The organism is Burkholderia sp. S-53, assembly GCF_025560745.1.
GTDB classification, from domain to species: domain Bacteria; phylum Pseudomonadota; class Gammaproteobacteria; order Burkholderiales; family Burkholderiaceae; genus Burkholderia; species Burkholderia pyrrocinia.
Genome location: NZ_CP090484.1, coordinates 2,580,892 through 2,596,400, shown reverse-complemented (window position 1 = coordinate 2,596,400; position 15,509 = coordinate 2,580,892). Strand labels below are relative to the sequence as shown.

The following is a 15,509-nucleotide window of genomic DNA, read 5'->3' as shown; positions in this document are numbered from 1 at the left end:
GCCACTCCGCGGGGAGTTCAGGCGCGATGCGACAGCACGCGCCGCACACGTCCCTGTACCAGACACATCGCTCACGTTTTCCCGCCCTTCGCCCGCCGGCGCCGTTCGAGCCAGTCGAGCAGTTGCCGCCCGTCGCGTTCGCCGAACCAGCGAGCGTGCCCGATCAGATAACCGTCGTACGCAATGTCGACGATGGCCGCCGCATCGATGATGCAGCCGAAATACGCGACCTCCGACAGCGCGAACTCCGTATGCACGATCGGCAGCAGCGCGACCAGCGCCGCATACGCGTCGTCGCCCAGCGGTTCGAGCGATTCGTAGCCGTCGAGCAGCGCGTCGATCTGGTCGTATTCGACACGCCGCGCATCGGCCGGCGCCATCCAGTCGACCGTATTACGCTCGATCGCGAGCGCGAGATCCATCACCGCGCAGGTACGATCCGACAGCCCGAAGTCGAGCACGGTCCGCACCTGCGCGCCGGGCCCTGCATCGGTCCACAGCAGGTTCGACGCATGCCAGTCGCCGTGCGTCCACAGCGGCGGCAACGCGGGCAGCAACGGCACGACGCGCGCATGATACGGGCCGATCGCGTCGGCGACGTCGCCGCGCCAGTCGCGCGCGCCGAGCGCGCGCACGAGCAGCGGCTGCGCGTCGACCCAGCGTTCGAGCGCGCCCGCCAGATCGGCGGACGACAGCACACGGAAACTCGACAGCAGCGTGCGTATGGGCCGCGCGGGCGCATCGTAGCCGGCCGACGCGCGATGCAGTTCGGCCAGCGCGCGACCGGCCGCGTATGCATGCGACGGGTGCGTGAACGGCTGCCACGACATCACGCCGCGATACGGATCGACGCCCGGCGCGACCACGTGCACTTCGTACGTCCATTCGCCGGACGCGAATGCGGTCGCGCCGTCGCGGCCGGCGAGCACGTCGACCACCGGCATCCCGCGTTCGCGCAGATGCGCGATGAAGCGATGCTCTTCCTCGAGCCCCGCGACATCGCGCAGGCTCACGTGATGACGCTTGACGAACAACCCGCGCCCGTCCGCCATCCGCACGAGCACGGCGGCCGCGAACTGGCGCGGGCTGTGCCACGTCAGCCGGGCCGGCTCACCGGCGCCGTCGATCCGCGCAAGCACCGCCGCCACTTCGTCGTGCGTCATCAGCGGCCAGTCGCGTTCGGCCTGCTCGCCGTCGACGCCGAATTGCGGCGGCGCGACGTCACGCGATACGGGGCCGTCCTGCTCGAGTGGGAATGACATGAACGACGTTGCTCCGTAGTTGAATCGGCGCGTGAATCAGCGCGCGCCGCCGCCCGACGCGAGCGTGCCGCCGGCCGCCGCGCGCAGCGTCGCGGCCGTCCGGCTCCAGTCGCGCCAGCCGACGACGGCGAGCCCGATGAACAGCGCATAGAGTCCGGCCGTCAGATACAGCGCCTTGAACACGAACATCCCGACGTACACGACGTTCACGACGATCCACAGCCCCCACGACGCGATGTAGCGCCGCGCGGTCCAGTATTGCGCGACGAGGCTGAACGCGGTCAGCGACGCATCGACGAACGGCAGCGCCGCATCGGTCCAGCGCGCCATCATGCCGCCGAGCAGCGCGCTGCCGATCACGGCCGCGATCAGGTCGGGCAGCATCTGGCGCGGCCGCACGCCCGTGACGGGCGCCACGTCGCCGGCCGGTGCCGCGCCGCCGCCGTCGGCTTCGCTCGCGCGCTGCGCGAGCCAGCGCTGCCAGCCGTACACCTGCAGCACCGCGAACGCGCCCTGCAGCAGCATGTCCGAGTACAGCTTCGCGTCGAAGAAGATCCAGCCATACAGCGCGACCGACGCGAGCCCGACCGGCCAGCACAGCATGCGCCGCTTCGCGGTCAGCCAGATCGCGAGCGCGCTGACGATCACGCCGGCGATTTCGAGTGGGGACATCGTCTGTGCTCTCCTGGGTAGCTGCCGGGGCCGCGCGTCACGCGGCCGGTTCCGGACGATCAGAAATCATAGGTCAACGACACGCGCGCGGTGCGCGGCGCACCCGGGAACAGGTACGCATCGCCCTGCTGCTCGCCCGCGTCGCGCCAGTAGAACTTGTTGAACAGATTGTCCACCGATACGCGCAGCACCGTGCGATGGCCGCCGATCTTCGTCGTATAGCGCGCGCCGAGATTGAACACGAACCACGACGGCACGCGCGCGGTGCCTTCCTCGTTCGCGTTGCGGGCCGCGCTGTACTCGACGCCGCCGAGCACGTTCAGGCCCGCGACGCCCGGCACCGCGTAGTCCGCGTACAGCGACGCGCGCAGCGCGGGCACGTTGATGATCTGGTGCCCTTCGTACGCCGGCGAACCCGAATCGTAAGCGCGGGCACGGATCGCCGCGACGCTCGCCGTCAGCGCGAGGCGCTCGGTCACGCGCCCGGCCGCGCCGAGTTCGATCCCCTGGTGCCGCTGCGTGCCGCGCTGCACGAACGTGTAGGTCGTGCCCGATGCGTCCGGATCGGCGAACTGGAACGGCTTGCTGATCGAGAACACGGCGGCCGTGAGGCTCAGCCGGTCGAGCCAGTCGTATTTCGCGCCGACCTCGATCTGGTGCGATTCGACGGGCGGCAGGAACGCGTACGCGTTGGTCGCGCGCACCGGTGCCTGGTCGCCGAGCGACAGCGCCTTGCTGTACGACGCGTACAGCGACAGCACATTCACCGGCTTGTAGACGAGCGCGACCTGCGGCAGGAACACCGAGCGATCGGTATGCGTCGTCGGGCCGTCAAGGCTGTCCCAACTCCGCTGGCGCAGCAGCACTTCCTTGCCGCCCGCGAGCACCTGCCAGTGTTCGCCGATGCTGATGCGGTCGAGCCCGAACACGCCGTACTGCCACGCGTCGAGGCGCGGATACGACGGCCCGGGCGAATTCGGCGACGGCGCGAACGCCACGTCGGGCCCGTAGATGTTCTCGCTGCCCACGTAGTCGTACACGGCGTCGGCCATGTGCACGACGCGGCGCTGCACGCTCACGCCGAGCGTCAGCTCGTGCCGCAGCGGCCCGGTCGCGAACTTGCCCGTCGTGGCCGCGCGCAGGTCGTCGTTGCGCCGGTATTCGCCGGGGCTGCGGAAGTCGTAGACGTCGTAGTCGCCGTTCGCGCCGAAGAAGAACGGCGACGTCGCACCGGCCGCGCAGCTTGCCGCATACGAACAGCCGTACGCGAACGCGCTGTTGTCGTCGATCATCGTGCGGCTGCGGCCGGCGGCGACGTACGCCTTCCAGTCGTCGTTGAACTGGTAGTCGAAGCGCGCGTTCAGGTTCAGCGCGTCGGTCGTCACCGGTTTCGCCCACGGCTGCGTGCCGAGCGCCTTCGACGTGGTCTTGACCGACGGCACGACGGTGCCGCCGAGCAGCTGGTAGCCGGGCGCGGAACGCTGGATCCATTGCTGGAATTCGGCATTGAGCTGCAGGCTCGCACGCGGGCTGATGTCCCAGTCGGCGGCGATCGAGCCGAACGTGCGCCGCCCGTTCGTGCCGTCGATATACGAGTGCATGTTCTCCTTCGCGGCATTGATCCGGAAGCCGAACTGGTTGTCGGGGCCGAAGCGGCGGCCGAGATCGACGGCCGCCGACGTCGAGCCGCGGCTGTCGACGCCGCCCGTCACGCTCGCGACGTTCGCGGAGCGCTTCGTCACGAAGTTGATCACGCCGCCCGGCGCGACGACGCCGCTGTCGATGCCGGCGAGCCCCTTGAGGATCTCGACGCGTTCCTTGTTCTCGAGCGGCACGTTCTGCTCGCCGGACACCGTCAGCCCGTCGATCCGGATCGCGCTCGCGAGATCGACCGGAAAGCCGCGGATCGCAAAGCCTTCGAAATAGCCGACCGGCGCATAGTCGTTGACGACCGACGCGTCGTTGCGCACGACGTCGCTGAGCCGCTTCGCCTGCTGGTCGTCGAGCTGCGCGCGCGTCACGACGCTCACCGACGCCGGCGTGTCGCGCAGCGGCGCGTCGTCGAGCCCCGCGACCGACGCGTTGCGCACGCGAAACGCGTTGCCGCGCTCGCCGCTCACCGTGATCGTCGGCAGCGTCGCGCTGCCGGCCGCATCGGCGTCCTGCACCGGCGCGTCGCCCTGGGCTGCTGCAGCCTGCGCCGCGAAAAGCGTGATGCCGAGGCCGACTCCAAGCCCGACCTTCGCGCGCCGCCGCCGTGCGGGCGACGCTGTTGTTCTATTCACCGTCATTGTTCTGGATGGAAAACTCGCCACTCGACCCTGTCGAAACACGTTACGAAGCTGCGAAGCGCCCGCCCGCGGACGAATCTTCACCCGCCGGCGCATCCCGCCGGCACGACATTCATCGGACGAATCGAACGAGACGGCACGCATGCGTGCCGGTCGATCAGGAATACGCAGGATGGGACATCGGATTCGGGTGACGCGCCGGAAGCCGACGCAGCCGTCGACGGGTTCGTCGGGTGCCTGTCGGGCGGCCGGCGGCATCGCGCGGTCGTGTCATGCGGGGGGCGCTTCGAACGCCCCGGTGCGAACGGCGGGCACTTGCGCGCGCCGTTGGTCGGAACGGCGGCCTGCCCGTCGCGCGCGATATCGCGGCGTGGCGCGCATTCTACCCCGGGCGGGGATCGAGGCCGTGGAATCGGGCGGAACGGGGGGCGTGGCGGGAGAAACGCGATCGGGCGGGACGACAAGGACGGCCAGGCGACCGCCACGCGCGTCGCATCGTGCGGCGTTGCGGACCGGTGCAGTCACGCGCCGGTCGCGCGGGCTGAAACCGGAGCGGGCGTGACAGCCCGCTCGCCGTTCATGCGCCGCTCAGAACCCCTGCATCGTCACGGTCGGATCGACGACCAGATGCACGACGCCGTAAATCACCGCGCCGACGAGCAGCGCGAGCACGATCGCCACGAACGGCAGCAGCGTGAAGTTGACGTTCGCGAGATCGGCCGCGTGCGCCTTGCTGTTGCGTACGCCGAAGAAACTCCACAGGACCAGCTTGATCATGCCGAGCAGTTTCATGATGCGCTCCTTTCATCGAATCGGTTGACGCTATCGTCGACCCGACCGGCATCCGAAAAAAGAAGCAGTTGCGCGCGCTTTTTGCGCAGCAGGCCGTCTGCGGCGGCATGTCGCAGGTGCCGTCAGCGGTCGAGCACGAGCGGTTCCGTGGCGCCCTGCGCGGGCCGCGCGACGCATAGCAGCGCGCAGCCGGGTTCGACCGCCGCATCGGGCGTTTGCTCGTAGTCGACCGCGCCGGACAGCAGGCGCGTCGCGCACGTGCCGCACGACCCGGAGCGACATTCGGACGGCACGGCGACGCGCTGCCCTTCCGCGAATTCGAGCAACGTGCCGTCGGCCGGCGTCCATGCAGCTTCGCGCCCGGTGCGCCGGAACACGACAGGCACGCTCGCCGCCGCCGGCGTGCCTGCCGCGCGGGCCACGCTGCGCGCCACAGTGGACGGCCCGAACGCCTCGAAGCGGATGCGTTCGTCCGGCACGTTCAGCGCACGCAGCCCGTCGTACAGGTCGCGCATGAACGCCGACGGCCCGCACAGGTAGAAGTCGTAGTCGTCGAACGACAGCAGCCGCTTCAGTTGCGCGATGTCGATGCGGCCGGCCCGCGCTGCCGTGTCGTCGTGCGGACGGCTGTCGAACCAGTGGAGCGACAGCCGCGCATCGGCGGCCGCGATGCGCGCCAGCTCCGCCGCGAACGGCCGGTCGGCCGCTTCGCGCGCGCCGTGCACGAACACCACGCGGCGCGACGGCGCGGCGTCGGCCAGCGCGCTGCGCAGCATCGCGACCATCGGCGTGATGCCGATACCGGCCGATACGAACACGGCCGGGCGCGGGCTCGCGAGATCGAATGCGAAGCGGCCGCGCGGCATTTGCGCGTCGAGCGTCGTGCCCGCTTGTGCGTGATCGTGCAGCCATGCCGACACTCGCTCTTCGCGCTTCACCGTGATCCGGTAATGTGCGTCGCCCGGCGCATCGGACAGCGTGTAGCTGCGTATCGACGGCGCATCGCTGCCCGGCAACGCGACGCGCAGCGTCAAATGCTGCCCGGCCTCGTATGCGGGCAACGCCCCACCGTCCACCGATTCGAAATGGAACGAGCGGATCGCGCGCGCTTCGTCGACGATCTTCGCGATGCGCAGCGATCGCCACGCGGGTGTCGATGTGGGTGTCGATGCCGATGCAGGTGTCGATGCCGATGCAGGTGCCGATACGGACGGCACCGGCGCGACCGCCGCCACCACCGCCCCGCCAGCCGCCGCCGCCATCGCCGCGAACTGCGGCGCGCGCTCGACCGCCGACCAGCGGAACGGCAGCACCGCGCGCATGCGCCGCACTTCCCGCACATGGAAGCGCACGACGCGCTGCGCGCCGTCGAACGACGCGACGAGCGGCCCGTCCCACACGATCTCCGCACGCGCGGCAACGACCAGCAGGTCGCCGCTGTCGAAATCGACGAACAGCAACCCCGCGCGCGGATCGTGCTGCAGGTTGCCGAGCGTGTTGAAGAAACGGTTGCCGCTGAAATCCGGCGTCGTCAGCGTGTGTGCGTCGTCGACGCGCACGAAGCCCGGCATCCCGCCGCGATGCGACACGTCCGCGCCGCGCGCGGCGCCCGCGTCCGCCGACGTGTTCGCGCTCGCGACGAAGAACGTATCGGCCTGCGCGAGCAGCGTGCGATCCGCGTCGCCCAGCCGGTCCGACACATCGGGCGCGACCTGCGTATCGCCGTCGCGCGCGACGAACGATGGCGTGCGGCCCTGGATGTACTTCGCGCAGTTGCCGAAGCTCTGCTCGACCGCGATCGTCAGCGCATCGCCGTCGACGGCGCGCACGACGCCATTGACGCGATTACGCCGCCGAGTATCGAATTCGATCCCGAGCCCGCCGAGCGGCGCGCCCGGCCGCCACGCGCCGGCCAGCGGATCGCCCGGCAGCGCGGGCGCCGCGATCCGCAGCGTGCGCGCATCCGGCGACGTCACGAACCCCGGCGCGCCGGCCCGCAGCGTCGCCCACGGCTGGCCGTGCGCATCGACGCCGCCGAGCACGAAGAACGGTAGTTGCGCGAAAAACGTCCGGTGCTGGTCCGGCATGAAGCGCCGGATTCCGCGCCGGCCGGCCGCGCCCGCGGCCTCCGTCACGCCCGCGCGCTGCTGCACGGCGAGCTCGCCCGCGTGAAACGGCGCGTCATCGAGTTCCCAGCCCGGTACGACGGCGGTCGGGGCATTCATCGCGTTCTCCCTGAACAGGCGCGGCTTCGGTTGGCGTTACGCGGCAAGCAGGCCCACGCGCGTCGTCGGCATGCCGACGAAACCCGGCAGCGCCTCGACACGTGCCAGCCATGCGCGCACGTGTGGATACGGTTCGAGCGACACCCCGCCTTCCGGCGCGTGCGCGATATACGTGTAGGCGGCGATGTCCGCGATCGTCGGCTGATCGCCGGCCGCGAACGGCTTGCCGGCCAGTTCGCGGTCGATCACGTCGAGCACTTTGGCGGCCGTGCGCTTGGCCGCATCCTGGTCGAGCGGCGCACCGAACACGGTCACGAGCCGCGCCGCGGCAGGCCCCGACGCGATCGGGCCGGCCGCATACGACAGCCAGCGCTGCACGACCGCCGCGCCTGCCGGGTCGTCGGGCAGCCAGTGCGCGTCGCCGTAGCGCTTCGCGAGATACACGAGGATCGCGTTCGAATCGGTGATCACGGTGCCGCCGTCGTCGATCACGGGCACTTGCCCGAGCGGATTGAGCGCGAGAAACGCCGGTTCGCGCTGCGCGCCGGCCGCGAGGTCGATGTCGATGGTCTCGGACGGCAAGCCGAGCAGCGACAGGAACAACCGGACGCGATGCGCATGCCCGGACAGCAGGAACGAATAGACGCGAATCGCGGCGACGGGCTCACCGGCGACGGGCTTGCTGGCGACGGGCTTGCTGGCGACGGGCTTGCTGGCGACGGGCATGGAAAACACTCCGGAATCTCGCGTCGCCGGGAGTCGGCGACGAACGGCTCCAGCGTAACGCTCGCCGTTCGCGGCCAGAAGACGGATAATCGATGAAACATTATCCGCTCCCATAGGACAATCGACGATGGCCGATCTGCGCGACGTGAACCTGAACCGGCTGGCGATCTTCGTCGCGGTGGTCGATGCCGGCTCGCTGACGGCCGCGGCCGAGCGGCTCGGCATCGCGAAGACGGTCGTCAGCACGCACATGCAGCGCCTCGAATCCGAGGTCGGCGCGAACCTGCTGGTGCGCACGACGCGGCGGCTGAGCGTGACCGACGCGGGGCGGACGTTCTACGACGCGTGCCGCGACATCGTCCGCGCCACCGAAACCGCGCTCGATGCGGTGTCGTCCGATGCGGGGCCGCTGCGCGGCACGCTGCGCGTGAGCGTGCCGATCGACTACGGCGCACAGGTCGTCGCGCCGGCCGTCGTCGCGCTGCGCGACTTGCATCCGGGGCTCGACGTCGAACTCGTCGCGAACGACCGCGTCGTCGATCTCGTCGCGGACAACCTCGACGTCGCGATCCGCATCGGCCGTCTCGCCGATTCGAACTATCGCGCGGTGCAGCTCGGCACGTACGAGAAATGGCTGGTCGCGAGCCCCGCGTTCGTCGCGCGTTACGGGCTGCCGCGCGATACGGACGCGCTCGCCGCGCTGCCGTTCGTGATGCTGTCGACGCTGTCGCGCCCACACACGCTCGAGCTTGAAAGCGCGCGCGGCGGCAAGGCATCGGTGCGCTGCGTGCCGCATTTCGTGTCGAACACCGCGACCGCCTGCCGCGCGATCGTGCTGGCCGGCGGCACATTCGGCTTGCTGACGGATTTCTCGACCGCCGACGACATCGCGGACGGCCGGCTCGTGCGGCTGCTGCCCGCATGGCGTTCGGCGCCGGCCGGGATTCATGCGGTGTATCCGTCGACGCGGCTGCCGTCGCCGAAGGTGCGGGCGTTCATCGATGCGATGAAGGCGAGGATCGGCGATACGCGACCGGTACGAAAGGGGAAGCGCGAGCGTTGACGCAAGCCGAAGTCCGTTGCGGCTGCCGCGCTTCGCCGGTTGCCGGCCGCACCGGGGTTCGCGCCGTGTCCTGAGCGGCGACCGAACCGCCCTTGCCGGCCCATGCATTCCACCGATGAATCGCGACGTCCCATGAGCAGGCGTCGCCATGCACGTCGCTCATGCGCCGCATGAGAACTAATCGATTGTTGGCGACCCGGATCGACGCCGACAATCCGCTTCATGCCCCCTCGTTTGCGGTACGGGCCAATCCCCCTCCCAACCGGCACATCACGATCCATGAACCACCCAGCCCCCCTCTCCTGCATCGCCGAGGCCCGCACGGCCGCACCGGCATCGTTCCATGGCCGCCCCCGCACCTGCGGCGAAGCGCTCGTCGACCTGCTCGAACGCTATGGCGTCGAATGCGTGTTCGGCATTCCCGGCGTGCATACCGTCGAGCTCTATCGCGGTCTCGCCGCGTCGTCGATCCGCCATGTGACGCCGCGCCACGAACAGGGGGCCGGCTTCATGGCCGACGGCTATGCACGCGTCACGGGCCGGCCGGGCGTCTGCTTCATCATCACCGGGCCGGGGATGACCAATATCGCGACCGCGATGGCACAGGCCTACGCGGATTCGATCCCGATGCTGGTGATCTCGAGCGTCAACGCGCGGCGCGAGCTCGGCAGCGGCGACGGCCGCCTGCACGAGTTGCCGTCGCAGCGCGACGTGTTCGCGGGGCTCACCGCGTTCTCGCATACGCTGCTCGACGCGGCCGACCTGCCGCAGGTCCTCGCGCGCGCATTCGCGGTCTTCGAAAGCGCGCGGCCGCGGCCCGTGCACATCGAGATTCCGCTCGACGTGATCGTCATGCCGGCTAGCGCGATGCCCGACGCCCCGGTTGCCCTGCCCGCGAAACCCGCGCCCGACGCCAATGCGCTCGCAACGGCCGCGGACCTGCTCGCGCACGCGCGCCGGCCGCTGATCCTGGCAGGCGGCGGCGCCGTCCACGCGGCGGCCGAACTGCGCGAACTGGCCGAGCGCCTGCACGCCCCGGTCGCACTGACGATCAACGCGAAGGGCTTGCTGCCAGCCGGCCATCCGTTGCTGATCGGCTCGACGCAGTCGCTGCCGGCCACCCGCGCGGCGATCCGCGACGCCGACGTGGTGCTCGCCGTCGGCACCGAACTCGGCGAAACGGATTACGACGTCACGTTCGATGGCGGCTTCGCGATCGACGGCCGGTTGATCCGCATCGACATCGATGCGCAACAGCTGATGCGCAATGCCCGTGCGGAAATCGCCATCGCCGGCGATTCGCGGCTGGCGCTCGGCGCGCTGTCGACCCGCCTGCACGAAAAGCCGGCGCCGACACCTGCGGCCGGTTGGGGCGCGATGCGCGTGGCCGCCGTGCGCGCCGCGATCGCGTCCGGCCACGACGGCCCGGCACGCGCGCAAGCACTGCTGATCGACACGATCGTCGAGGCGCTGCCCGGCGCGATCGTCGCGGGCGACTCGACGAGCCCCGTCTACGTCGGCAACTTCACCCACGACGCGCCGGCGCCGCGCAGCTGGTTCAACTCGTCGACCGGCTACGGCACGCTCGGCTACGGGCTACCCGCCGCGATCGGCGCGAAACTCGCCGCGCCCGCGCGCCCGGTCGTCTGCCTGATCGGCGATGGCGGCCTGCAGTTCACGTTGCCGGAGCTCGCAAGTGCGGTCGAGGCCCGCCTGCCGGTGATCGTGATCGTCTGGAACAACCGCGGTTACGGCGAGATCCGCAAATACATGGTCGCGCGCGACATCACGCCGATCGGCGTCGATCCGTACACGCCCGACTTCCTGGCGCTCGCGCGCGGCTTCGGCTGTGCGGCGCACGCGGCCCCGACGCCCGACGCGCTGACCCGCGCGCTGCACGACGCGGCGGCGCGCGCGATCCCGACCGTGATCGAGATCGACGAAACGAAATGGTTCAGCCAGGTGCAGCGATGAGCCGGGCTGCCGAGCTTCGCTTCGATCCACCGTTGCATACCGGGCTCTTCATCGACGGCGCGTGGGGCCCCGGCATCGACGGCGCCACGCTGCCCGTCGTCGATCCATCGACGGAAACGGTCATCGTGCATGTGGATGCCGGCGGCAGCGCAGACGTCGAGCGCGCCGTGCGGGCCGCGGCCCGGGCGTTTCCGGGCTGGAAACGCACGACGGGCGCCGCGCGTGCGGCCCTGCTCCGCGCGATCGCGCGCGGCGTCGACGCACGCCGCACGCGGCTCGCGACGCTGCAGTCGCTCAACAACGGCAAGCCGTTCGCTGAAGCCGAGATCGACGTCGCCGACGTGATCGCGACGTTCGACTACTACGCGGGCCTCGCGGAACGCCTCGACACGGACGGCGAAACCGAGGTCGCGCTGCCCGGCGACGACCACCGCGCATGGATCCGGCGCGAACCGGCCGGCGTCGCCGCGCTGATCGTGCCGTGGAATTTCCCGATGGTGACGACCGCCTGGAAGCTCGCGCCCGCGCTCGCGGCCGGCTGCACCGTCGTGCTGAAGCCTTCCGAGATCACGCCGCTGCCCGAACTCGAACTCGCCGCGATCGCCGCCGAAGCGGGCCTGCCGCCCGGCGTGCTGAACGTCGTGCCGGGTACCGGCCACGACGTCGGCGCCTGGCTGTGCGCGCATCCGCTCGTCGCGAAAGTGTCGTTTACCGGCAGCACGGCGGTCGGCGCGCAGGTCATGAAAACAGCGGCGGACACGATCAAGGGCGTCGGCCTCGAACTCGGCGGCAAGTCGTCGATCGTCGTGTTCGACGACGCCAACCCCGATTACGCGGTCGAGCTGATCGCGGGCGGCGGCCTGTTCAACGCCGGGCAGATGTGTTCGGCGACCTCGCGTGTGCTCGTCGCCGCGCCGCTCGCCGACGACCTGATCGCACGCCTCGCGCGGCGGATCGACGCGACCGTCGTCGGCCCGCCGTTCGCCGCCGGCGTGCAGATGGGACCGCTGACGAACCGCACGCAATACGAACGCGTGAAGCGTCACATCGCGCAAGGCAAAACCGACGGCGCGCGGCTCGTGACGGGCGGCGACGTACTCGCGGGCCCCGGCTACTTCATCCGGCCCACTCTGTTCGCCGACGTGCCGGCCGACAGCGCGCTATGGCGCGAGGAAATCTTCGGTCCGGTGCTGTGCGTGCGCGCGTTCGACACCGAAGACGATGCGATCGCGGCCGCCAACGATACCGAATACGGGCTTGTCGCGACCGTCGTCACGCGCGACGCCGCACGCGGCAAACGAGTCGCCGACGCACTCGAGGCGGGCGTCGTCTGGATCAATACGCCACAACTGATCTATCCGCAAACCTCATGGGGCGGCTACAAGCGCAGCAGCGTCGGACGCGAGCTCGGTCCGTTCGGGCTGGCCGCGTTCCAGGAGATCAAGCAGGTCATGATGCCGGCCCGTTGAGACCGGCTGGCCCATGCGTTTATGTCATGCCGCGCATGCGGATATTTCGTTTGTTGCGGAAATTTGACCTCCCTACAGTTCATCCACACCCCGCGCCGCCGTTCGGCGACCGGCATCGAACCACACGGCATCGTTCATCAGGAGACGGTCATGCAACATTTCAAGGCGGGCAGAAGGCAGGTGATCAAAACCCTCGGCACGGCACTCGCCGCATCCGCCCTTCCGATGCCGTTCATCAGTACTGCGAAGGCTCAGTCGAGCAGCTTCGCAGGCAAGACGCTGCGCCTGCTCACGTGGTCTGACGATACGGGCGCGGCCGCACTGCGCAACATCGCGGAAACCTTCAGCAAGCAAACCGGCGCCCGCGTGATCGCCGACCGCGCGGACGGCACCTCGGGCATGGTCGCCAAGGTCAAGGCCGCCGGCGAGCGGCCGACCTACGACGTAATCACGCTGGCCGGCGTCGGCGCGGCCGGCCTCGCCGACGCCGGCCTGCTCGCGAAGCCGGACCTGAACCGGCTGCCGAACCTGAAGGACGTCGCGCCGCCGTACCGCACGGGCGCGAACGGCTTCGGCATCGGCTACCTGTTGTGGTCGGACGGGCTGATCTACAACACGTCGACCGTGAAGAGCGCGCCGTCGAGCTACGAAGCGCTGTGGGATCCGAAATACGCAGGGCGCCTGTTCCTGCCGCCGCCGGAATGGGCCGAGGCAGTCGATCTCGCGATCGTCGCCGCGAAGCTGGCCGGCGGTTCCCAGCAGAACATCGAGCCGGGCTTCCGCAAGCTCGCGGAGCTCAAGGACCGCGTGATGACGCTCGGCGAAAACCCGAACCAGGTCGCCGATCTGTTCCGCACCGGCTCGCTCGACATCGGCGGCATCTATTCGCCCGCGTTCTTCCCGGACCAGATCCGCAAGCCCGAATACAGGATGGGCGTCACGTACGGGATGAAGGAAGGCTTCGCGACACAGTTGATGTTCACGGTGATCCCGAAAGCGCACCCGGGCGACCTCGACCTGATCCACGCGTTCATCAACCACTCGCTCGATGCGGGTGTGCAGGGCCGGATGGCGGCCGACGTGCTGAACGGGCCGGTGAATTCGAAGGCCGTAATCCCGGCGGAAAGCCGCGCGTTCGTGCCGTCGCCGCGACAAATCGCGGAAAAGGCCATCCTGCACGACGACAAGGCGCTCGCGGTCGTTCAGCCTGCGTGGATCAAGCGCTATACGAGCCTCTTCGCGGCGTAACGACATGACTTCGCTGTCTACCTCCCGTGACGCGGGACCGGCCGCCGTCGGCCACGCCGGTTCCGCCGCCGCAAGCCCGCTGCCCGGCGTGCCACCGTGGCTGCTGCTGGCGCCGATCCTCGCCTTCCTCGCGGTGCTCGCGGCCGCGACGCTCACCGTGCTGCGGATGAGCGTCGGTACGCCGGGCGACGAATGGCGCACGTTCACGCTGCAGAACTACGCCGATCTCGCCGATCCGTACTTCACGCACTCGCTGTGGCTCACGCTGCGCCTCGCGTTCCAGAGCATGGTGTGCGCGGTGCTGCTCGCGATCCCGGTCGCGCTGGCGATGGCGCGCGCCGAATCGCGGCTCGCCCGCCGGCTGATGCTCGCCGGGGTGTTGCTGCCGCTGCTCGTGAATCTGCTGCTGCAGGGCTACGGCTGGCTCGTCATGCTCGGGCCGGCGGGCCTGCTCAACCGCGCGTTGCTGGCGACCGGGCTGATCGAACGGCCGTTGCAACTGCTGTACCGCGAGCACGGTGTGCTGCTCGGGCTGATCCAGACGGCGTTCCCGCTCGCCGTGCTGCCGCTGTCGAGCGCGCTGCGCGCGGTGTCCCGCGCATACGACGAAGCGGCCGCGACCCTCGGCGCGACGCGCTGGCAGACGCTGCGGCACGTGACGCTGCCGCTCGCGATGCCGGGCCTTGTATCAGGTGCGCTGCTCGTGTTCGCGTACAACGCGAGCGCGTTCGCGGTGCCGCTGCTGCTGGGCGGCCGGCGCGTGCCGATGCTCGCAGTGCTCGTACACGACCAGGTCGCGCCCTTGCTCAACTGGCCTGCCGCCGCCGCTTCCGGCGTCGTGCTGATGGGTGCGACGCTCGTCGCGATGGCGGTTTCCGTGCGCCTCGCGCGCGTCCTGCAACGTCACGACGAGGTCGCCCGATGAATGCCTTCCTGCTGCGCACGCCGCTGCCCGGCCGCCTCGGGCGCGCGACCGGCGCGCTCGCGACGCTCGTGCTGTGCCTCGCCGCGCTGCCGATCGTGACGATGATCACGATGTCGTTCGGCTCGTCGGGCACGCTCGAATTCCCGCCGCGCCAGTTCAGCCTGCACTGGTACCGCGCCGCATGGCAGACCTTCGTGTCGGCCGACGCGGGCAGCGCGCAATCGATGGGCGCCGCGCTGACGACGAGTCTCGTCGTCGCGATCGCGACGATGCTGATCGCGACCGCCGTCTCGGTACCCGCGGCCTACGCGCTGTCGCGCTATCGCTTTCGCGGCAAGGCGCTCGTCGAACAGCTGGTCGCGCTGCCGATCGTCTACCCGCTCGTGATGCTCGGTCTCGCGCTGCTGCTCGTGTTCAACGCGTTGCCGGCCGAACTCGGACTGGTGCGGCTCGTGGTCGCGCACGTGATCCTGACGCTGCCGTTCACCGTGAAGAACTGCGCGGCATCGGTCGCGTCGATCGGCACGGAATTCGAGGAAGCCGCGTGCCTGATGGGTGCGAGCCCGCTGCGCGCGCTCGTCGATGTCGTGCTGCCGCTGATGCGGCCGGGCATCCTCGCCGGCATGCTGTTCGCCTTCATCGTGTCGTTCAACGAATTCACGGTGACGTTCTTCCTGTACAGCGTCGACACGATGACGCTGCCGGTCTGGCTCTACAGCCGCACCGTCTCGTCGCTCGACCCGACCGTGTTCTGTTTCGCGGTATTCACCGTCGCGATCGACTTCGCGCTGATCTGGATGCTCGAAAAACTCGTCGGCGACAAGGGCGTTGCGCTCTGATCCGCGCGCCGTCCTCGCCCGTT

The 15,509-nt window shown here is 69.8% G+C and carries 12 protein-coding genes; 6 read left to right on the top strand and 6 right to left on the bottom strand.

The features are described 5' to 3' along the window. Positions 1-71 precede the first annotated feature (71 nt). From LXM88_RS33810 to LXM88_RS33785, 6 genes are all read right to left on the bottom strand, one after another. Positions 72-1,262, bottom strand: coding sequence for a phosphotransferase enzyme family protein (locus LXM88_RS33810; RefSeq protein ID WP_262543827.1), 1,191 nt, complete (start codon positions 1,260-1,262; stop codon positions 72-74). A gap of 36 nt (positions 1,263-1,298) precedes the next feature. Continuing rightward, complete coding sequence (pnuC, locus tag LXM88_RS33805) at positions 1,299-1,934, bottom strand: nicotinamide riboside transporter PnuC (RefSeq protein WP_262543825.1); 636 nt, start codon at positions 1,932-1,934, stop codon at positions 1,299-1,301. 59 nt (positions 1,935-1,993) lie between these two features. Then, the gene (locus LXM88_RS33800) at positions 1,994-4,225 is read right to left on the bottom strand and encodes a TonB-dependent siderophore receptor (protein ID WP_262543824.1); all 2,232 of its coding nucleotides are present in this window, start codon (positions 4,223-4,225) and stop codon (positions 1,994-1,996) included. A gap of 588 nt (positions 4,226-4,813) precedes the next feature. Then, entirely contained in the window at positions 4,814-5,017 is a 204-nt protein-coding gene (locus LXM88_RS33795; protein WP_096475000.1) for a DUF2970 domain-containing protein, read from the bottom strand. Between the two features lie 122 nt (positions 5,018-5,139). Further along, entirely contained in the window at positions 5,140-7,242 is a 2,103-nt protein-coding gene (locus tag LXM88_RS33790) for a pyridoxamine 5'-phosphate oxidase family protein (RefSeq protein WP_262543823.1), read from the bottom strand. A 36-nt stretch (positions 7,243-7,278) separates the two neighbouring features. Then, entirely contained in the window at positions 7,279-7,968 is a 690-nt protein-coding gene (locus LXM88_RS33785) for a glutathione S-transferase family protein (RefSeq protein ID WP_262543822.1), read from the bottom strand. A gap of 127 nt (positions 7,969-8,095) precedes the next feature. On the opposite strand from LXM88_RS33785, the gene LXM88_RS33780 reads away from it, so the two are divergent. From LXM88_RS33780 to LXM88_RS33755, 6 genes are all read left to right on the top strand, one after another. Next, positions 8,096-9,031 carry a LysR family transcriptional regulator gene (locus LXM88_RS33780; protein ID WP_262543821.1) on the top strand — a complete coding sequence of 312 codons (936 nt, stop codon included), beginning with the start codon at positions 8,096-8,098 and terminating at the stop codon, positions 9,029-9,031. Between the two features lie 279 nt (positions 9,032-9,310). After that, positions 9,311-11,005 (top strand): 5-guanidino-2-oxopentanoate decarboxylase, encoded by a 1,695-nt coding sequence (locus LXM88_RS33775; protein WP_262543820.1) that lies wholly within the window; start codon positions 9,311-9,313, stop codon positions 11,003-11,005. After that, positions 11,002-12,474, top strand: coding sequence for an aldehyde dehydrogenase family protein (locus LXM88_RS33770; protein WP_262543819.1), 1,473 nt, complete (start codon positions 11,002-11,004; stop codon positions 12,472-12,474). Before LXM88_RS33775 ends, LXM88_RS33770 begins: the two co-directional genes overlap by 4 nt. A gap of 150 nt (positions 12,475-12,624) precedes the next feature. After that, the gene (locus LXM88_RS33765; RefSeq protein ID WP_262543818.1) at positions 12,625-13,722 is read left to right on the top strand and encodes an ABC transporter substrate-binding protein; all 1,098 of its coding nucleotides are present in this window, start codon (positions 12,625-12,627) and stop codon (positions 13,720-13,722) included. A gap of 4 nt (positions 13,723-13,726) precedes the next feature. Continuing rightward, positions 13,727-14,647, top strand: coding sequence for an ABC transporter permease (locus tag LXM88_RS33760; RefSeq protein ID WP_262543816.1), 921 nt, complete (start codon positions 13,727-13,729; stop codon positions 14,645-14,647). Next, complete coding sequence (locus LXM88_RS33755; protein WP_262543815.1) at positions 14,644-15,486, top strand: ABC transporter permease; 843 nt, start codon at positions 14,644-14,646, stop codon at positions 15,484-15,486. The genes LXM88_RS33760 and LXM88_RS33755 overlap by 4 nt, the downstream gene beginning before the upstream one ends. Positions 15,487-15,509: the final 23 nt, after the last annotated feature.